This is a genomic window from Streptomyces sp. CAI-85, from assembly GCF_013363615.1.
GTDB lineage: Bacteria > Actinomycetota > Actinomycetes > Streptomycetales > Streptomycetaceae > Streptomyces > Streptomyces antibioticus_B.
Genome location: NZ_JAANNX010000036.1, coordinates 23,623 through 42,856, shown reverse-complemented (window position 1 = coordinate 42,856; position 19,234 = coordinate 23,623). Strand labels below are relative to the sequence as shown.

Here is a 19,234-nt window from a genome sequence, read left to right as displayed (position 1 = left end):
TCGTGGAGGCAGTGGTCGGGAGACGACGCACGGGGGACGGGACGATGCGAGGGACGGGCGGGATCGACGACATGACAGGGACCACCGGGATCACCGGAACCACCGGGACACCGGGGCCGACGGAGAGCGAGGCGCTGGCCACGCTGCACCGGGTCTTCGGCTACGAGACCTTCCGCGGCGAACAGCAGGCCGTCATCGAGCACGTGGTGGCCGGCGGGGACGCCGTCGTCCTCATGCCGACCGGCGGCGGCAAATCGCTCTGCTACCAGATCCCCGCCCTGGTCAGACCGGGTACGGGCATCGTCGTCTCGCCGCTGATCGCCCTCATGCAGGACCAGGTGGACGCCCTGCGGGCGCTCGGCGTGCGCGCCGGGTTCGTCAACTCCACCCAGGACTTCGACGAGCGGCGCACGGTCGAGGCCGAGTTCCTCTCCGGCGAGCTGGACCTGCTCTACCTGGCGCCGGAGCGGCTGCGCCTGGACTCCACGCTGGACCTGCTCTCCCGCGGCAAGATCTCCGTCTTCGCCATCGACGAGGCGCACTGCGTGTCCCAGTGGGGCCACGACTTCCGCCCCGACTACCTCACCCTGTCCGTGCTCGGCGAGCGCTGGCCCGACGTCCCGAGGATCGCCCTCACGGCCACGGCCACGCACGCCACGCACCAGGAGATCACCCAGCGGCTCGGCATGCCGGCCGCCCGGCACTTCGTGGCCAGCTTCGACCGGCCCAACATCCAGTACCGGATCGTGCCCAAGGCCGACCCCAAGAAGCAGTTGCTGAGCTTCCTGCGGGAGGAGCACGCGGGCGACGCGGGCATCGTGTACTGCCTCTCGCGCAACTCCGTGGAGAAGACCGCCGAGTTCCTCTCCCGCAACGGCGTGGAGGCCGTGCCCTACCACGCGGGCCTCGACGCGGGCACCCGCGCCGCCCACCAGTCCCGCTTCCTGCGCGAGGACGGCCTGATCGTCTGCGCGACCATCGCCTTCGGCATGGGCATCGACAAACCCGACGTGCGGTTCGTCGCCCATCTCGACCTGCCCAAGTCGATCGAGGGCTACTACCAGGAGACCGGCCGCGCGGGCCGGGACGGACTGCCCTCCACGGCCTGGATGGCCTACGGCCTCAACGACGTCATCCAGCAGCGCAAGCTGATCCAGACCGGTGACGGCGACGAGGCGTTCCGGCGGCGGTCCGCCGCGCACCTGGACTCGATGCTCGCGCTGTGCGAGACCGCCCGCTGCCGCCGGGGCCAGCTCCTCGCCTACTTCGGCCAGGAACCCGACCCGGCCGGCTGCGGCAACTGCGACACCTGCCTCACACCCCCGCAGACCTGGGACGGCACCATCGCCGCCCAGAAGGTGCTGTCGACCGTCGTACGGCTCCAGCGGGAGCGCGGGCAGAAGTTCGGCGCCGTCCAGATCGTCGACATCCTGCTCGGGCGGCGCACCGCCAAGGTGATCCAGTTCGACCACGACCAGCTCTCCGTGTTCGGCATCGGCCAGGACCTCGAAGAGGGCGAATGGCGCGGCGTCGTACGGCAGTTGCTGGCCCAGGGGCTGCTCGCGGTCGAGGGCGAGTACGGCACGCTGGTGCTGACCGAGGCCAGCGGCGAGGTGCTGCGGCGCGAGCGGGAGGTCCCGCTGCGCAAGGAGCCCAAGCGGCCGGCGGCGTCCAAGGCGTCCGGCTCCTCGTCCTCCGGCCGGGGCAAGACCAAGGCCGCGGTGGCCGAGCTGCCCGCGGAACTGCTCCCGGCGTTCGAGGCCCTGCGCGCCTGGCGCGCCGAACAGGCCCGTGAGCAGGGCGTCCCGGCGTACGTCATCTTCCACGACGCCACCCTCCGGGAGATCGCCACGGCCTGGCCCACCTCGGTGGCCCAGCTCGGCGGGATCGGCGGGGTCGGCGAGAAGAAGCTCGCGACCTACGGGGAGGGCGTGCTGGCGGTGCTGGCCGGGCTCGGGGACGCGCCGGGGGCGGCGCCCGCTGAGGCGGCCTCGGCGACCGGCGCCGCCGGGGGAGCCGAGGACCACTGGCCGGAGATGGACGCGGAGCCGGAGCCCGAGGACTGGATATAGGGCCGGCCATGAGGCGAGACCCGCTGAGCGCGCCTCACCGCGCCCGTCTCACAGCGCCCGGCTCGCGTACGCCCTGACGTCCGCGTCCGAGTCCGTCGTCGCCGTGGCCAGCGCGGCGCGGGCGTCGCCGGCGGCGCGATGCCGGGTGAGCGCCAGGACGGCGGCCTTGCGGACGTCGGCGTTCGTGTCGGCCAGCGCCTTGGCGAGGACCGGGACGGCCGTGCCGGGGTCCGCGACGGACAGCGCGGTGGCGGCGCCGACCCGGACCTGCCAGGCCGGGTCGGTGAGCGCGGCGACGGCCCGCCGGGCGAGCGGCGCCGGGCAGCCGGCCGAGGCCAGCGCGCCGAGGGCGGCACCGCGGACCAGCGCGTCCGGGTCCTCGCCGAGCCGGTCCAGGGCGCCCGAGAGCAGCTCCCGGGCGCCCGGCGCGAGCGCCGCCGAGGCGACCGCGGCCAGGGCCTTGGCCACGCTCACCCGGACTTCCCGGGAGGCGTCGTCCGCGGCCCCGGCCAGCGGTTCGACCGCGTCGACCGACACCAGCGCGCGGACCGCCTCGATCCGGACGGTGACGTCCGGATCGTCCAGCGGACCGGCGAACAGCACGGCGTCGCCCAGGCGCAGGGCGCGCAGCACATCGAGGGCGGCGGCGCGCACGACCGGGTCGGGCTCGGCGAGCGCGGCCGCCAGGGCGTCCCGCAGGGCGGGCTCGGGCGGGAGGGTCTCCACCAGCTCGCGCAGCGAGGCGGCCGCCGCCGCGCGCACCTCGCCGTCGGGGTCGGTGAGCGCACCGGCCAGGGCCTGCCCGGTGCCGGGCGGCAGGGTCTCGGTGAGGACGGCCACCGCGGTCCGCCGCACCGCGGGGTCGGGGTCGGTCAAGTACGGCTCGACGAGGGCGAGTTCGGGTTCCTCCTCGGCGAGGGTGAGCAGTTCGAGGAGGCGAGGGGAGGTGTCCGTGCGCGGGCTGTCGGTGCGGGCGGGAACCGCGGCTTGCACGGATGTCGGTCCCGAGGCCACCGGGGCCAGGTCCCGCGATCCGGCGGTCGCCACGTCCTCGGGGTGGACCTCCCCGAGCCGCCGGGACGGGCCGCCGACGGGGGCGAACTCGTCCACCGGAACCAGATAGGGAGCCACGGGACGGGCCGTGAACTCCATCGCACCGGAGGGGGACTTGTGCAGATCGAGGTGGTGGAACCAGGACGCGTCGTCGCGCGCCGGATGGTCGAGACGGTCGTGGTAGAGGCCCCAGCGGGACTCCGTGCGGGCCAGGGAGGCGCGCGCGGCCATCTCCGCGCAGTCGCGGATGAAAGTGACCTCCGCACACCGCATCAGCTCGTGCGCGGTGGTGGCGCCCATCGCCGCGATGTCGTCGCGCATCCGCTCGAACGCCTCCAGGGCGAGGGACAGCCGCGCACCGGACTTCGGCGGAGCCACGTAGTCGTTCACGAAGCGGCGCAGCTTGTACTCGACCTGGGGCTGCGGCGGGCCCTGCGGATGGCGCAGCGGGTGGTAGATCAGCTCGTGCGCCTCCCGGAGCTGCTCGGCCGGCAGCTCACCGGCGTACGGCGCGTACCGTGCCGCGTCGGCGCCGGCCAGCTCGCCGAAGACGAACGCGCCGATCATGTAGTTGTGCGGGACACAGGCCAGGTCCCCGGCCGCGTACAGCCGGGGGACGGTCGTCCGGGCGTGGTCGTCGACCCGTACGCCCGAGGCGGAGTGGCCGCCGCACAGGCCGATCTCGGAGATGTGCATCTCGATGTCGTGGGTGCGGTAGTCGTGCCCGCGGCCGGAGTGGAAGGTGCCGCGCGTGGGGCGTTCGGTGGAGTGCAGGATCGACTCCAGGGCGGAGACCGACTCCTCCGGGAGATGGCTCAGCTTCAGGTAGACCGGGCCCCGGTCGGAGGCGACCTCGGCGGCGAACTCCGCCATCATCTGGCCCGACCAGTAGTCGGAGTCGACGAAGCGCTCACCGTGCCGGTTGACCTGGTAGCCGCCGAACGGGTTGGCGACGTACGCGCAGGCCGGGCCGTTGTAGTCCTTGATCAGCGGGTTGATCTGGAAGCACTCGATGCCGGTCAGTTCGGCGCCCGCGTGGTAGGCCATCGCGTAGCCGTCACCGGCGTTGGTGGGGTTCTCGTACGTGCCGTACAGGTAGCCGGAGGCGGGCAGCCCCAGGCGGCCGCAGGCGCCGGTCGCGAGGATCACGGCACCCGCGCGGACGGTGACGAAGGCGCCCGTGCGCGTGTGGAAGCCCGCCGCGCCCACGGCCCGCCCCCCGGCGGTCAGCACCCGTACCGGCATCACCCGGTTCTCGATGCGGATCCGCTCCCGCATCTCCCGCCGCCGCAACTGCCGGTAGAGGACCTTCTTGACGTCCTTGCCCTCCGGCATCGGCAGCACGTACGAGCCGGAGCGGTGCACCTGGCGGACCGCGTACTCGCCGTGCTCGTCCTTCTCGAACTTCACGCCGTACGACTCCAGCCGCTGCACCATGGCGAAGCCCCGGGTGGCGGTCTGGCGGACGGTGGACTGGTCGACGATGCCGTCGTTGGCGCGGGTGATCTCGGCGACGTAGTCGTCGGGCTCGGCGCGGCCGGGGACGACCGCGTTGTTGACGCCGTCCATGCCCATGGCGAGCGCGCCCGAGTGCCGGACGTGGGCCTTCTCCAGGAGCAGCACGTCCGCACCGTGCTCGGCGGCGGTCAGGGCCGCCATCGTGCCGGCGGTGCCGCCGCCGATGACGAGCACGTCGCAGGTCAGCTCCTCGGCGTCGCCGAGCGCGGGGATCGGGAGGGGGGTGTCCACCGGGGTGCCTTTCGGATGCTCGGTGCGCGAACGGTCGGTCTTCATGTGCCCGGGTCTCCAAGGCTCGTGCCCGGTGAGGTCAGGACGTCGCGCCGTAGCGCCACCCGCGCGGGATCGTCGTGCGCACCGCGCTCCCGCGGCCGCGGCACGTCCCGTACGGCGGTGAGTCGGCCCGCGCCGAGGAGGGCGACGCGGTCGCCGAGGAACAGGGCCTCGTCCACGTCGTGGGTGACGAACACGACGGTCGCGCCGGTCCCGCGCAACACCTCGACCAGCAGGTCCTGCATGCCGGCCCGGGTCTGTGGGTCGAGGGCGCCGAAGGGTTCGTCCATGAGGACGGCGCGGGGCGCTCCCGCCAGGGCGCGGGCGAGCTGGGCGCGCTGGCGCTGGCCACCGGAGACACGGTGCGGCAACCTCCGCGTGTGCTCGGCGAGTCCGACCCGGGACAGCCATGACTCGGCCTGGGCGCGGCGTTCGGCGCGCGGCAGCCGGCGGATGGCGAGCGGGAGTTCGACGTTCGCCCGCAGGGTGCGCCAGGGCAGCAGCGCGTCCTCCTGGAAGACCAGCGCACGGTCGGCGCCGGGCCCGGTCAGCGCCCGCGCGTCCTGGGTGACCTCCCCGGCGAGCGGCGCCAGCAGTCCGGCCAGGGTGCGCAGCAGGGTGGACTTGCCGCAGCCGGACGGGCCGACGACGGTGAGGATCTCGCCGGGGGCCACGTCGAGGTCGACGTCGTGCAGTACGGGTGCGCCGGGGCGGCCGAGCGTGGCGCCGCGCAGCGTGAGACGCGCGCCGGGCCGGGACGGCGGGCGGTCACCGGCCGCCTCGGCCGCGCCGGTGCCGGTGCTGGTGCCGGTGGGGCGGGCCTCGGCCGGGTGGACGTCAGACGAGCTGGTCATGGGGGACGCCCTTCTCCGGCGCGGAGCCGGCCGGTGCGGGGGAGGGGACGGCGGCACCGGGCGCCCGGCGCGGGGCGCGGGGGCCGGGGACGTAGGAGGTGCGCGGCAGCCAGTGGGTGAGGCGGCGGCCGAGGAGTTCCACCGCCGTGGAGGTGAGCCAGCCGAGGACGCCGATGGTGACCATGCCGACGAACACACCGGGGTAGTCGACGACGGTGTAGTCCTGCCAGGTGCGGTAGCCGACGCCGTACTGGCCGGAGATCATCTCGGCGGAGATCACACAGATCCACGACACGCCGATGCCCACGGACAGGCCGCCGAAGATGCCGGGCAGCGCGCCCGGCAGGACGACCGAGCCGAGGATCCGCCACCGGCCGCCGCCGAGCGTGCTCACGGCCTCCTCCCAGACGGGGTTCAGCGCGCGGACCGCGTGCCGGGTCGAGACCAGCACCGGGAAGAAGGCGGCGGTGAAGGTGATGAAGACGATGCCTTGTTCGTTGGAGGGGAAGAGGAGGATCGCGACGGGCACCAGCGCGATGGCGGGGACGGGACGGACCACTTCCAGGACCGTGCCGAGCAGATCCTCGGCGAGCCGCGAGCGCGCCACCAGCACGCCGGTGGCCACCCCGAGGACGGCGGCGAGCAGGAAGCCGGTGAGGATCCGGGTCAGGCTGTCGGTGAGGTCGGTCCAGTAGTCGTCACCGGCCAGCCGGCCGGCGAAGGCACGGGCGATGTCGGCGACGGTGGGGAATTGCGAGAAGCGCAGCCAGAGGTCGACGTCCAGACCGGTCAGGAGCTGCCACAGGCCGAGCGCGGCGGCCACGGAGGCGGCGCGCAGCGCGTACCGGCTCATGACGCCAGCTCCAGCGCGTCGGCGTACGTGACGACGCGCGCGCCGCCGTGGGTGTCGACGTACGCCCGCGCGGTGGCCGGGGCGACGAACGGCAGCAGGTTCTCGCCGTCGGCGACCCAGACGGCCCGGTCGGCGAACCACAGGGTGCCGGTGGTGGCGTCGGGGACGTACGCGGCGCGGATGCCGTCCTCGTGTCCGGCGACATGGGCGAGCAGACCGGCGGGGGTGGTGAAGGTCCGGGTCTCGGTGGCGCCCTTCGGCCACACCTCGCTCGCGGCCGGCGGGGGCGTGGCGGCGAGCCGCTCGGCGTACGACGCGCCGAGCGCCCGCTTCACGTACCGGTCGTCGACGAACGCGTCCACGTCGATGTCGCCGGTGAGCTTCGCCGCCTTGAGGACGGACACGTCCTCCTTGAGGGCGGCGACCAGTTGGGGCTTGACGGTGGGGTCGAAGGTGGAGATGCCGTGCGCGCCGTTGTAGAGGTAGACGACCTCGGCGGGCAGGCCGGTCGCCTTCGCGACGCTCTCGGCGGCGGCCACCGGGTGCTCGTCGAGATAGGCGGTGGCCTGCGCCTGGGCCTTGAGGAACGCCTCCAGGACGGCGGGGCGCTTCGTCGCGAAGTCCTCGCGGGCGGTGACGCCGTGGAAGGTCGGCAGGTCCAACTGGGCGCCGTCGTACAGGGCCTTCGCCTTGCCCTGGAAGGCGAGCAGGCCGGGCCAGGCGACGAACTGCGAGAGCGCGTCGGCGCTTCCGGCGGACAGCGCGGAAGCACCCACGGCGGGCTGCTGGTTGAGTTTCTCGATGCCGTCGACGGGGTCGATGCCGGCGCGCTGGAGGGCGCGGACGAGGGTGCCGTCGGCCGCCGAACCGACGCTCGTGGACACCTTCTTGCCCTTCAGGTCCTTGAGGGACGTCAGCTCGGAGCCCGGCGCGGTGACGATGGTGTTGAGGCCGCCGCGCAGGTTGTAGCCGGTGACCGAGACCAGGTGGGTGGGCTTGCCGAGCTGCTTGCCGCGGGCGGCGTTGATGAGCAGCGGGAAGTCGCCCATCGAGCCGATGTCGATCTTCCCGGCGGTCATCTGCGCGGTGATCGGGGCGCCGGTGGCGTAGTCCTGCCAGTCCACCTTGTACGTGACGCCGTCGCCCAGGGCGCCGAGCTGTTTCTCGAAGTAGCCGAGGGAGCGCAGGAGGGTGCCGGCCGTGACGGTGTTGATGGTCTTGGACTGGTAGCCGACGGTCACGGTGACCGTGGAGCCGTCACCGGCCTCGGCGCTGCCGCCGCAGGCGGTGAGCGGCAGGAGGAGCAGGGCGGCCGCACCGGCGGCGGTGAGCGTCTGGCGTTTCACGGGGCGTTCGACGAGGAGTTTCATGGGGTTCGGGCCTTTCACCGGAGCAGGTAGGGCATGTTGACCGTGACGGCTCCGGTGGGACAGCGGGCCGCGCACGGGCCGCAGTACCAGCACTCGTCGACGTGCATGTACGCCTTGCCGTTGCTCTCGTCGATGGCGAGGGAGTCCAGCGGGCACATGTCCACACAGAGCGTGCAGCCGTCGATGCACTTCGACTCGTCGATGGTCACGGGCACGTCGGCCCGCTGGGGCACCAAGGCCATGGCTGTCTCCAGGAAAGTCCCGACGACGCGGGTGGAATCAGAGGGAGCGGTGCAGGAGGCCGCTCATCGAGATGCGGTCGCCGCGGAAGCGGATGAACTCCAGGTCGACGGGGCGGCCGTCGGCGAGGTGGGTGAGGCGTTCCAGCATGAGGACGGCGGCGCCGCGCGGCGCTTCGAGCACGGCGGCGGAGTTGGCGTCCGCGTTCACCGCCTCCAAGGTGATCTCGGCGTGGCCGAGGCCCTGGCCGGTGAGGGCCTCCAGGAGGCGGAAGACGTCGTTGTTCTCCAGATCGGCGCCGAGCAGGGCGGCACCGATGTCGAGCGGGATGTAGGTGAGGTCGAGGGAGAGGGGCAGGCCGTTGAGGCGGCGCAGCCGTTCGATGTAGAGGACGTCGGACCCGGCGGGCACCCGGAGGCGGTCGGCGACCGGGGCGGGCGCGGCGACGGGGCCCATGGTGCGGACCTCGTTGGTGACACGGCCGTGTTCGCGCAGGGTCTCCGCGAGCCCCATCAGCCGGTCCAGGCCGTGCGGGTACTTCTCGGCGACCACCACGGTGCCGACGCCGGGCAGCCGTTCCACCAGCCCTTCGGCACGCAGCAGGTCGAGGGCCTGGCGCACGGTGTTGCGGGAGGCCCGGTACTCGGCGGCGAGGGTCGACTCATGGGGGAGCGTGCCGTCCGGGAAGCCGCCGGTGAGCAGTTGGCGGCGGAGCAGATCGGCGAGCTGACGGGCCGCGTCGGCACGCAGCCGGCGCCGCGCGCGGTGGGCGGCGACGGTGGTCGCGCCTTGTCCGGCGTGGTCGCGGATGCGGTCGGTGGGCGGCATGGACGGACCATATCTATCCGGTAGGGATAGTGGTGTTGCGGAAGTGTTGCGCCAGTCCCTGAGGCGTCAGGTGGGCGGTTGACCTGGGGTTTTCCGGTCGCTTGGGTGACATCTGCCACCGCCTGGCGACTCTGGCGGGCCTCAGGTGAGGGCGGTCAGACCCGGCGCGAAGGTGATCAGCAGGGGCAGCAGCGGGACCAGCGCGGCCGCCGTCGTCGTCAGGGCGCGGTGACGGCGCGGCAGGCGCGGGGACGGCTGGAGGAGCCGGTCGACCCGTTCGCCGAGGAGCCGGTGGCTGGAGGCGCAGGACAGGACGCCCCGGTGCTGGTTCAGCTCGATCAGGGCGAGCGCGGTGGTCAGGTGACCGCAGCGCCGCGACGCGGTGTCGTCCGCGGCGAGTTCGACCAGACGGTGGGTCTGCTCGCAGAAGTGGGCGAAGAGCGGAACCCGGGGGAAGCCGGTGGCGAGGGCGGTGGACAGGTGGAGCAGCCAGTCGTGGTGGGCGCGGGCATGGCCCCGCTCATGGGTGAGGACGGCGTCCACCTGGTGGGAGGTCAGGCGGTGCAGGGCGCCGGTGGTCACGATGAGCCGGGGCGGATGGCCGGGCATCCACCAGGCGTCGGGGTACTCGTCCTCCAGCACCAGCAGCGGGCCCCGGCCGGACGGCAGTCCGCCCGGCAGGTCGGGGGCGCGTTCCCGCAGGTGGGTACGGGCCAGAACGCGCCGACGGCGGGCCTCGACCAGTTCGCGGGCCAGCATCGCCGTCGTCCAGGCGGCCCCGCAGGCCAGCGCCAGGGTCAGGGCCACGGCCCAGGGGGAGTTCGCGGAGAGGCCGTACGCCTCCGTCACGGCGGGCGGCGCCGGGGCGAACACCCGCGTGCGGACGGTGTGGAAGACGGCGGCGGCGCCCAGCACCAGCGCGGTCAGACAGCACAGCAGGACCGTGGCGACCAGGCACTGCCACACCCACAGCCCGACCACCGGCTCCCGTTCCGGCCAGGCGGCCCGGGTCAGCGCGCGCGGGACCGGCACGGCGGCCGTCAGGGCGACGACGCTCAGCAGGAGCAGGCAGACGGTCATGCCGGGGGCTCCGGATCCTGGTCGGCGGGCGAGGACGAAGTTACGGGTCCGCACGCCGGGATCGCGTGCCGGTGCCGGCGGGCGGCGGGACCGGCACGAGGACCGGGCCCGCCGCCAGTATGACGGCGGGCCCGGCCGGAGTCAGCCCGCTGACAGCAGGCTGTCGCATCGCCGTGCGGGACGGCACGGGAGCGGCGTCCCCCCGCCCGGTGCCGCCACCAGCCCAGCCGCCGGTGCCGTCGGCGGTGTCAGCCCGCCGTGATCCGTCCGCTCACCTCGCCCAGGCCGACGCGCACCCCGCCCGGTCCCGGGGCCCAGGCCGACAGGGTGACGACATCGCCGTCCTCCAGGAACGCGCGCTTGCCGTCGGGGAGTTCGAGCGGGTCGCGGCCGTTCCAGGTCAGCTCCAGGAGGGAGCCGCGCTCGTGCTCGTGCGGGCCGCTGACCGTGCCCGACCCGTACAGGTCGCCGGTGCGCAGGGAGGCGCCGTTGACCGTCATGTGGGCGAGCTGCTGGGCGGCCGTCCAGTACATGGAGGAGAAGGGCGGCTCGGAGACGACATGACCGTTGAGGGCGACGGAGATGCGCAGGTCGTAGCCGGCGGGCTCGGTGGCCGCGTCGTCCAGGTACGGCAGCAGCGGGTGGGTGCGCTCGGGCGGCGTCACCCGGGCGTCCTCCAGGGCCTCCAGCGGGGTGATCCACGCCGAGACCGAGGTGGCGAAGGACTTGGCGAGGAACGGGCCGAGCGGGACGTACTCCCACGCCTGGATGTCGCGGGCCGACCAGTCGTTGAGCAGGGTGAGCCCGAAGACGTGCTCACGGAAGTCGCCCAGCGCGACCGGTGTGCCGTGCGCCGAGGGGACGCCGACGACGAAGCCGACCTCGGCCTCGATGTCGAGCCGTACGGACGGGCCGAAGACGGGCGCCGCGTCGGTGGGCGCCTTGCGCTGCCCCGAGGGCCGCACGATCTCCGTGCCGGAGACGACGACCGTGCCGGCGCGGCCGTGGTAACCGATCGGCAGATGCTTCCAGTTGGGCAGCAGGGTGTCGCCGCCGTCGGGGCGGAAGATCGCGCCGGCGTTCCGGGCGTGATGCTCGGAGGAGTAGAAGTCGACGTAGTCGGCGACCTCGAAGGGCAGATGCAGGGTCACGGCCGACAGGGGGTGGAAGAAGGGTTCGACGGTGGCGCGGTGCGCGGGGTCGGTCACCGCCTCCGTCAGCGACCGCCGTACCTCCGACCAGGTCGTACGGCCCGCCGCCAGCAGGGGGTTGAGCGTGGGGCGCGCGAGGAGCGCGGCGTGCGGCGAGCCCAGCGCGCGGGCCGCCGCGGCCGCGTCGAGGACCTGGTCGCCGAGCCGGACGCCGACGGTCCGCTCCGAGGCGCCGGGCAGGGAGAAGACGCCGTACGGAAGGTTGTGCGGGCCGAAGGGGTCGCCCTCGGGGAGGTCGAAGGGGGGCATGGGGTGCTGCCTCTCTTTCGTGCGCCGGTACGCGCGCTCGCTCGTACGTTGCTTCGTACGTTCTTTCGTACTGCATGGGGTGGTGCGGGTCGTGCTGGGGGTGGTGCGGGGTGTGCTGCGCCGGCCGGGCCGGTGCGCCGGGCCGCGGCACACGTTACGTCCGACCTCGGCGAAGTGGCACGGGGCGGACCGGAAGCGGCGGGTTTCCGGGCCCGCCGCGGGGCCGTCGGCGCTGGCTCTCCGCTTCCGTACGCCTACCGGAAGTCGCCCTCGAAATGGCCCGCAATCTTGACGGAGCGGTGCGAACAGGGACACTCTGAGCGGGTGCCGGACCGCCTCGGGGAGGGGGCTGTCCCACGGCACACCTGGGGGGCGGATGGCCATTGGGGAGGCCGGCCTCGGGTCGGCGCGTCGTGGTGCACGGCCGGATCGGCTGGAAGAGACCATGCGCGGCAGACTCGGCCGGCAGTGCGTGTACGTACCGTCGTGCAGATTCGGGCTGTTCGTGGCCCTGCGCCACTGGTGCCCGCCCGGCGGACGGGTACTGATGTCGCCGGTCAACGACGACGTGATCTTCTTCGTGGTGCTCGCGGCGGGCCTCAGACCCGTGCAGGCGCCGCTGAACCCGCTGGACGCGTCGATCGACGTCGACGCCGTCCCCGACGAGGTCTGGGGCTCGCTCTCCGCGGTCCTCACCACCAACCTGTACGGCAACCCGGACGACGCCCCGCGCCTGCGGGACAAGTGCGACGCGCTGGGCATCCCGCTGTTCGAGGACGGCGCCCACGCGATCGGCAGCGAGGTCGGCGGCCGTCCGGTCGGGGCCTGGGGCGACGCCTCCGTCTTCAGCCTGTCCAAGCACGTCGGCGCCAAGGCCGGGGGCTTCCTCTCCTTCGCCGACCCGGGGCTGCGCGACGCCCTGGAGAAGACCTGCGAGGACCTGCTGCTGCCCGGCCGGCTCACCGCGGAACTCGCCTACACCGTCCGCCCGTACGCGGAGGCGGCCGTACGGGGGCTGCGGCTGCGGCGGGCCGCGTGGGCCACGATGCGGCTGCTCGGGCTGATGGAGCGCGAGGAGATCCGGATGCCGCTGCGCCCGGGGGAACTGGCCCGTGCCGCCGGCGCGGCCCCGGACCTCACCGCGTACGACTCCTGGGTCAGGGTCGACATGCACGACTACCGGCTGCGCGCCGGACCGCTGCGCCTGGGGCGCATCCGGCGCAGGCTCGACCGGCTGGACGCGGTGCTGGCCGCCTGCCAGGCCGGCACGGAACGGCTGCTGTCGACGCCCTGGGCCAGACCGCACAGCCCGGTCGGTCCCGTCCGCGCCCAACCGCTGTTCAGGGTGCCGCTGTTCGTCGAGGACCGGGACGCGGCGCGGGCGGCGCTCGCGCGGCGGGGCATCGTCGTCGGGTACCTCTACGACCCGCCGCTGGACGACTACGCGGGCGACGGTTTCACCGACCCCTCGCCCGATCCGGCCGGCGCCCGCTGGTTCGCCCGGCACGCCCTGCCCGTGGACCCGCTGCGGGCCCGGGAGGTCGTCGAGGCGCTGGACGAGTCCAAGGCACGGCCGGCCGAGGTACCGGGAGGGCTGGGACCGACCCGTGGCTGAGACCCACGCCGAGACACAGGCCGAGAAGCGGGCCGTGACGCAGGCCGAGATCGAGGCTCCCGGGTGCCCGGCGCCGCCCGCCGGAAAGGAGACGACCGGCCCGGAGCCGGACGACGGCGGCCGCGGTTCGGACTCCCTGTTCAGGAACGCCTACTTCCTGATGCTCAGCACCGGTGTCTCCGCCGTGCTGGGCCTCGGGTTCTGGCTGGTGGCCGCCCGCTACTACACGGAGGAGGCCGTCGGCCAGGGATCCGCCGCGATCGCCGCGATGCGCCTGCTCGCCAGCATCACGGCGACCACGATGATCGGCGCCGTCGTCCGCTTCGTCCCGCGCGCGGGACGCCGTACCGGCTCGCTGGTGTGGCGGGCGTACGCGGCGAGTTCGGTGGTCGTGGCCGTCGCCGCGGTCGTCTTCCTGCTCACCCTCGACCTGTGGGGCGCCTCGTACGCACCGTTGGGCACACCGCTGGCGGGGGCCGCGTTCGTCGTCGCCTGTGTGGCGTGGGCGCTGCTCACCCTCCAGGACGGGGTGCTGACCGGGCTGCGCAGATCGGGCTGGGTGCCGATCGGCAACGCGGTGTTCTCGATCGGCAAGCTGGTCCTGCTGATCGTCTTCGCCACCGTGCTGCCGGTGCTCGGCATCTTCGTGTCCTGGGCCGCCGCGATCGCGTTCTCGACCCTGCCGCTCGGCTGGCTGATCTTCCGCCGGCTGATCCCGCGCCAGGCCGCCGCCGACCGCGACCTGGAGCCGCCCCGGCTGCGCGAGATGGGCCGCTTCCTGGCCGGGGACTCCCTGGGCGCCCTGTTCAGCCTGGCCATGATCAACCTGCTTCCGGTGATGGTCGCCGTCCGCTTCAGCGCCGCCGAGAACGGCTACTTCTACGTGGCCTACACGGTCGGCGGCACCATGGAGTTCATGGCCATCAACATGGCCTCCTCGCTCACCGCGCACGCCTCGCACGACCCGCGCCACCTCGCCGACGGAGTGCGCGGGGCGCTGCGCCGGATGACGCTGCTGCTGGTGCCGGTGGTGCTGGTGCTGGTGCTGTTCGCGCCGCAGATCCTGACCCCGTTCGACGAGGACTACGCCGAGCACGGCACCACCGTGCTGCGCCTGCTGGCCGCCGGGGCGCTGCCCCGGGTCGTGGTCGAGTTGTACATCGGGGTGCTGCGGGTGCAGGGCCGCACCGGGGTGCTCGCCGCGCTCCAGGGCACCATGTGCACGCTGGTGCTGGGCAGCGCGGCGCTGCTCTTCGGCTCGACCGGGATCGCGGGCGCGGGCTGGGCGGTGCTGCTGAGCATGACGCTGATCGCCGTGGTGTCGGTGGTGGGACTGCGCAGGGCGCTGCGCGCGAGCGACGGCGTGCCGGCGGTGCCGGCCGACCGGGTGCCCGCCGCGACCGACGCCGGCACCGAGACGTCGTACGACAGCGAGACGCCGTACGACACCAAGACGACGTACGGCACCAAGACGTCGTACGGCACCGGCGGGGCGCGGCTCAACGCCACCGCCGGGTACGGCACCACCTGGGCCCGCCGGGCCGCGCACGAGCGGGGGGCGGCCGATCAGGACACGGTCGCGCTGTTCATAGGGCGCCCCGGCTATGAGCGGGAGGCGCTGGAGGCGGACACCCTCGCGGTGATCGTCCGGCCGAGTCCGCAGCCGAGTCCGCATCCGCAGCGGCAGGGCGGGCCCGCCGCCGGATCACGGGAACCCGCGCCCGCCTACGCGGGGAACGGCCCGTGGTCCGAGCGGTGGCAGCGGCCGTTGCGCGCCGCGCTGTGGGTGCTGCTCGGCGCGGCCGCCGCGGCCTTCGGCTGGGCGCTGCGCGGGCTGCCGTGGCTCGGCGGGGTCCCGGAGAGCCTCGCCCGGCCGCTGGAGGGACGGGAGTTGCTCACCCGGCTGCCCGTTCCGGCCCTCGTCGCCGGTACGGCGCTGCTCGTGCTGTTCGTCGCCGCCGTGACCCTGTCCGTGCGTCAGGAGCCGTGGCTGCCGGGCACCGCGCTGGCCGCCGTCGTCCTGGCGCTGTACGCCGTACCGGTGGCGTTCGGACGGGAACCGACCGCCCTCCACGGGACGTTCTCCACCCGGACCGCCGATTTCTTCGCGCAGACGCTGGGCCTGCCCGGGCCCGAGCCGTTGCTGCGCTGGGTGCCGCCCGTCTGTCTGCTGCTGTCGCTCGTCGCGTTCTGGCGGCTGCTCGCCCGGCTGGACGAGCGGTTGCCCGGGAGGATGGGCGGCCGCCTGTCGTGGGAGGCGCGCTGGGGGGCCGTCCTCCTCGCCGCCGTGGGGAGCTGGGCGGGGCGCGAGGCGCTCGCCCCCGTCGCCCTGCCCCTGCTCCTTCTGCTGTCCCTGCTCGTCCTGCTCCTGTCGCTCCACCGTGCCGAGCCGTCGGCGGAGCCCGGCCGGGATCCACACCGTCCACCCGAGACACCTGCCGCGCAGGAACCCCTCGTCTCGTCCGTGGACGGCAGACCCGGCACCCGCACCCGCACCCGCGACTGATCACGCTTCAGAGCCGAACCGCCAGGGGGGAACCGTCGTGCGTCCGCCAGCCACACCCACGGAGAGATCCGAACCGGAGCCCGTACCGGGCCACGGCACCACGGTCACCGAAGAGCCCCACGGCCCGGCAGGAGGTGAGCCGGTGACGGACCTCTCCGACCTGCCGCCCGCCCGGCCGTGGCGCTCCTCCGCGCTGTGGCCCGCCGCCGCACTGCTCGCCTCGCTCGCCCTGTGGGGCTACGCGGTGACCCACACCGACGTCTCCGGCCTCGGTGACTTCGGCCTGGTCGGCGCCCTGCACCCGGCGTTCTGGGCCGGGCTGGCGCTGCTCACGGCCGGCTTCTGGCTCACCCTGCGCGGACCGTACCGCCACCCGGCCTGGGCACCGGCGTACGTCGTCGGGCTGCTGGTGATGGAGCGCGCCACCCAGGCCGTGGTCTACCCGACCCCGCTGTACGCGTGGGCGTGGAAGCACGACGCGGTCATCGACCATCTGCTGACCGCGGGCCGGCTCCAGAGCGCGGACGTCGTCGGCGACATGGCCGTCTACGACCAGTGGCCCGGCTTCTTCGCCGCGCAGGCCGCGCTGGTGAAGCTGCTCGGGGTGGACTCCGCCGCGCAGTTCATGGCGTGGTGGCCGCTGGTCTCCAGCCTGATGCTGCTGCTCCCGCTGCTGCTGATGTACCGCACCTTCACCGAGGACCGGCGGCTGGTCTGGCTGGCGGTGTGGATCTTCTCCGTCGCCAACTGGGTCGGCCAGGACTACTTCTCGCCCCAGTCCGTGGCCTTCGCCCTGCACCTCGGCATCCTCGCGATCGTCCTGCGCCGATACGCAGGCGGCACCAGCGCCGCCACCAGTACGAGCGGGAAGGCCGGCGGCCCTCGCCAGGCCGTCTGGACGGTCCTGCTCACCCTCCTCGTCGTCGCCGTCGTCATCTCGCACCAGCTCACCCCGGGCATGCTCGTGGTCTCGCTCGCCGTCCTGTTCTTCGCCCGCCACTACCGCGACAAGGTCCCCCTGATCACCACCGCCGTGATCTTCCTGGCCTGGTGTCTCACCGCCGCGCTGCCCTTCCTGTCCGCCACGATGCCCGACATGCTCCGCTCCATCGGCGACATCGGGGGCAACGTCGCGACCGGATACGGCGCGACCCCCACCGGCACCGGAGCGGTGACGACGTCCTGGGTGGCCCGGCTCCTGTCGGCCTCGGTGCTGCTGCTCGCCGCGGTCGGCGCCCTGCGCCAGCCGGTGCTGCGGCACCGCGCCCTGCCGCTGCTGCTGCTCGCCCTGGCCCCGCTTCCGATGTTCGCGGCGAGCAGCTACGGCAGCGAGATGATCTTCCGGGTGCTGATGTTCATGCTGCCCGGCGCCGCCTTCTTCGCCGCGGCGGCCCTGCTGCCCCAGGCACGCACCCTGACCGCCGTCGAGGCACAGGGCACCCGGCCCGAGCCCCGCCGGTTCGTCTGGCTGCCGCTGCTCGCGCTCCTCGCCGGCACGCTCGCGTTCGTGCCGAGCTACTCCGGCAAGGACCGCATCAGCTACTTCCCGCCGGCCGAGGTCGACCTCGTACGACAGGTGATCGACAAGGCGCCGGACGGCTCCCTGGTCGTCGCCGCCGACCGCAACTACCCGCTCGCCTTCGCCGATTACTGGCGGGTGGACCACTACTGGTTCCTCGACGACGCCCGTGAGCACGTCGACCGGATCGTCCGCGAACCGGCCGCCACCCTCGCCCGCGACATGGCGTCGGTGGAGGCGCCGGGCCGCGCCTATGTCCTCTTCACCCGGGGCCAGTTCGCCGACTCGGAGATGAACGGCCTGCTCGACAAGGGCCAGTTGGACCGCATCGAGCGGTCCGTCGCCGCCTCCCCGCTGTTCGAGCGGGTGGCGGGCAACAGCGCGGGATCGGCGTACGCGCTCAGGAGCGGCACGGAAACACCGGAGCCGAAGGAGGCAGACCGATGACCCCCCAGGAACTCGTGGTGCGGATGGTGCCCCCGTTCGGCGGCTGGCTCGCTCTCTCCGCGCTCGCGCTGCCCGACGGCTCCGCGCTGCGGGGCGCGGCGATGATCGTGTTCCTGGCGGCGGGACCGGGCGCCGCCGTCGTCAGAATCTGCGGGCCCGCGCTCGCCGCGCGCCCCGCCGAGGGGCCCGTGGAGCGCCGGGACCCGGCCTTCGAACGCCACTCCGACCTGCTGGAGCGGCTGATGCTGACCGTCTTCCTGAGCGTGGCCGTCGTCCTGGTCGTCGCCACCGTGTTCATCGCCACGCACGCCTTCAGCGCGCAGCGGGTCCTGCTGACCCTGACGCTGCTCACCACCGTCGCCGCGTTCTGCCCGCGGCTGCGCGCCTCCCCGACGAGGACTGCGAAGGGTACTGCTCTGTGAGGTTGCCCCACCCTTTTGCCCCCCGCGAGCACGCGCACCGCGGCCCCCGCCGCCCCGCGGACCGCCGACTCCAACTCGCCCTCGCCGCCCTGCTCTGCGCGGTCCTCACCGCCGCACTCCTCTTCCACGACAAGGTGGCGGGCGGGTCGGACGACGGGCCGGACATCAGGTCGCGGCCCCCCGCGACGGGCGGGCCGTGCGCGCCGACGGAACTGCTCGAACCGCCCTGCGGGGCCTGGTTCGGGGCGTTCGTGCCGCACGACAAGGACAACCTGTCCAGCAAGGTCCGCGACTACGAGAGAAAGATCGGCCGCAAGCTCGACATCGTGTACACGTACCACGACATGTCACTGGTCCAAGGGACGCGCCTGGAAGGGCAGTTGCTGACCGAGGAGGAGCGGCGCGTCGCGGCCGACGGCCATCTGCTGCTCCTCTCCTGGGAGAGCAAGTGGTGGGGCGGCACCGCGGCACAGCAGCCCACCTGGAAGCAGATCGCGGACGGCGAACTCGACGAGTCCGTCATCGACGTCCAGGCCCGGCGCGTCAAGGAGTACGGCGAGAAGGTCTTCCTCTCCTTCGACCTGGAGATGGACACCCGCACCCCGGACAACGGCACCCCCGAGGACTACGTCAGGGCGTACCGCCACCTCCACGACCGGTTCCGGGAACTGGGCGTGACCAACGTGGTGTGGACATGGATCACCACCGGCTATCTCGGTCACGCCGACCTGATCAAGCGCATGTACCCCGGTGACGACTACGTCGACTGGGTCGCCTACAACCAGTACAACTACTACCTCTGCCACAACACCGGGTGGCTCTCCTTCGCGCAGACCCAACGGGCCACCCACGACTGGATACGCGCGAACATCTCCGACGGCAAACCGCTGATGCTCTCCGAGTTCGGCACCGCGAACGACACCACCCGCCCGGAACGGCAGGCGCAGTGGTACGCCGAGGTGCCGGAGGTCCTCAAGGGCCTGACGGGCGTCAAGGCGGCCCTCCAGTGGAACTCCCGCGACCCCGGCCCGCACTGCGATCTGTCGGTGGCCGGAGACCGGGCCTGGGCCGGCCTGCGCGAGGCGGTCTCCGACCCCTACCTCAACCAGCCTCTGGGGTGACGC

Annotated in this window: 14 protein-coding genes; 6 read left to right on the top strand and 8 right to left on the bottom strand. The window is 73.4% G+C overall.

Annotated elements, in window-relative coordinates; translation table 11 throughout:
• Positions 1-44: 44 nt before the first annotated feature.
• Positions 45-2,072, top strand: coding sequence for a DNA helicase RecQ (gene recQ / locus G6W55_RS27420; RefSeq protein ID WP_175523475.1), 2,028 nt, complete (start codon positions 45-47; stop codon positions 2,070-2,072).
• 48 nt (positions 2,073-2,120) lie between these two features.
• On the opposite strand, the gene G6W55_RS27415 is transcribed toward recQ, so the two are convergent.
• From G6W55_RS27415 to fahA, 8 genes are all read right to left on the bottom strand, one after another.
• Positions 2,121-4,919 (bottom strand): fumarate reductase/succinate dehydrogenase flavoprotein subunit, encoded by a 2,799-nt coding sequence (locus G6W55_RS27415; RefSeq protein WP_175523474.1) that lies wholly within the window; start codon positions 4,917-4,919, stop codon positions 2,121-2,123.
• Positions 4,916-5,770 carry an ABC transporter ATP-binding protein gene (locus tag G6W55_RS27410; RefSeq protein WP_175523473.1) on the bottom strand — a complete coding sequence of 285 codons (855 nt, stop codon included), beginning with the start codon at positions 5,768-5,770 and terminating at the stop codon, positions 4,916-4,918. Before G6W55_RS27410 ends, G6W55_RS27415 begins: the two co-directional genes overlap by 4 nt.
• Positions 5,754-6,623: an ABC transporter permease gene (locus G6W55_RS27405; protein ID WP_175523472.1), complete on the bottom strand. Its 870-nt coding sequence runs from the start codon at positions 6,621-6,623 to the stop codon at positions 5,754-5,756. Before G6W55_RS27405 ends, G6W55_RS27410 begins: the two co-directional genes overlap by 17 nt.
• On the bottom strand, positions 6,620-7,993 hold the full coding sequence (locus G6W55_RS27400; protein ID WP_175523471.1) for an ABC transporter substrate-binding protein: 1,374 nt from the start codon (positions 7,991-7,993) through the stop codon (positions 6,620-6,622). The genes G6W55_RS27405 and G6W55_RS27400 overlap by 4 nt, the downstream gene beginning before the upstream one ends.
• 14 nt (positions 7,994-8,007) lie before the next feature.
• The gene (locus G6W55_RS27395; RefSeq protein ID WP_085208013.1) at positions 8,008-8,235 is read right to left on the bottom strand and encodes a ferredoxin family protein; all 228 of its coding nucleotides are present in this window, start codon (positions 8,233-8,235) and stop codon (positions 8,008-8,010) included.
• A 37-nt stretch (positions 8,236-8,272) separates the two neighbouring features.
• The gene (locus G6W55_RS27390) at positions 8,273-9,061 is read right to left on the bottom strand and encodes a GntR family transcriptional regulator (RefSeq protein WP_175523470.1); all 789 of its coding nucleotides are present in this window, start codon (positions 9,059-9,061) and stop codon (positions 8,273-8,275) included.
• A 141-nt stretch (positions 9,062-9,202) separates the two neighbouring features.
• Positions 9,203-10,141 (bottom strand): M56 family metallopeptidase, encoded by a 939-nt coding sequence (locus G6W55_RS27385; protein ID WP_175523482.1) that lies wholly within the window; start codon positions 10,139-10,141, stop codon positions 9,203-9,205.
• 248 nt (positions 10,142-10,389) lie between these two features.
• The gene (gene fahA / locus G6W55_RS27380) at positions 10,390-11,601 is read right to left on the bottom strand and encodes a fumarylacetoacetase (RefSeq protein WP_175523469.1); all 1,212 of its coding nucleotides are present in this window, start codon (positions 11,599-11,601) and stop codon (positions 10,390-10,392) included.
• A gap of 376 nt (positions 11,602-11,977) precedes the next feature.
• Between fahA and G6W55_RS27375 the strand changes: the two genes are divergently transcribed.
• The 5 genes from G6W55_RS27375 (at position 11,978) to G6W55_RS27355 (ending at position 19,231) form a co-directional block, all read left to right on the top strand.
• Positions 11,978-13,216 carry a DegT/DnrJ/EryC1/StrS family aminotransferase gene (locus tag G6W55_RS27375; protein WP_175523468.1) on the top strand — a complete coding sequence of 413 codons (1,239 nt, stop codon included), beginning with the start codon at positions 11,978-11,980 and terminating at the stop codon, positions 13,214-13,216.
• Complete coding sequence (locus G6W55_RS27370) at positions 13,209-15,722, top strand: lipopolysaccharide biosynthesis protein (RefSeq protein ID WP_175523467.1); 2,514 nt, start codon at positions 13,209-13,211, stop codon at positions 15,720-15,722. Before G6W55_RS27375 ends, G6W55_RS27370 begins: the two co-directional genes overlap by 8 nt.
• A gap of 142 nt (positions 15,723-15,864) precedes the next feature.
• Positions 15,865-17,688, top strand: a complete 1,824-nt coding sequence (locus G6W55_RS27365) for a glycosyltransferase (RefSeq protein WP_175523466.1) — start codon at positions 15,865-15,867, stop codon at positions 17,686-17,688.
• Positions 17,685-18,110: a hypothetical protein gene (locus G6W55_RS27360; RefSeq protein ID WP_175523465.1), complete on the top strand. Its 426-nt coding sequence runs from the start codon at positions 17,685-17,687 to the stop codon at positions 18,108-18,110. Before G6W55_RS27365 ends, G6W55_RS27360 begins: the two co-directional genes overlap by 4 nt.
• Complete coding sequence (locus tag G6W55_RS27355; RefSeq protein ID WP_175523464.1) at positions 18,107-19,231, top strand: glycosyl hydrolase; 1,125 nt, start codon at positions 18,107-18,109, stop codon at positions 19,229-19,231. Before G6W55_RS27360 ends, G6W55_RS27355 begins: the two co-directional genes overlap by 4 nt.
• Positions 19,232-19,234 lie beyond the last annotated feature (3 nt).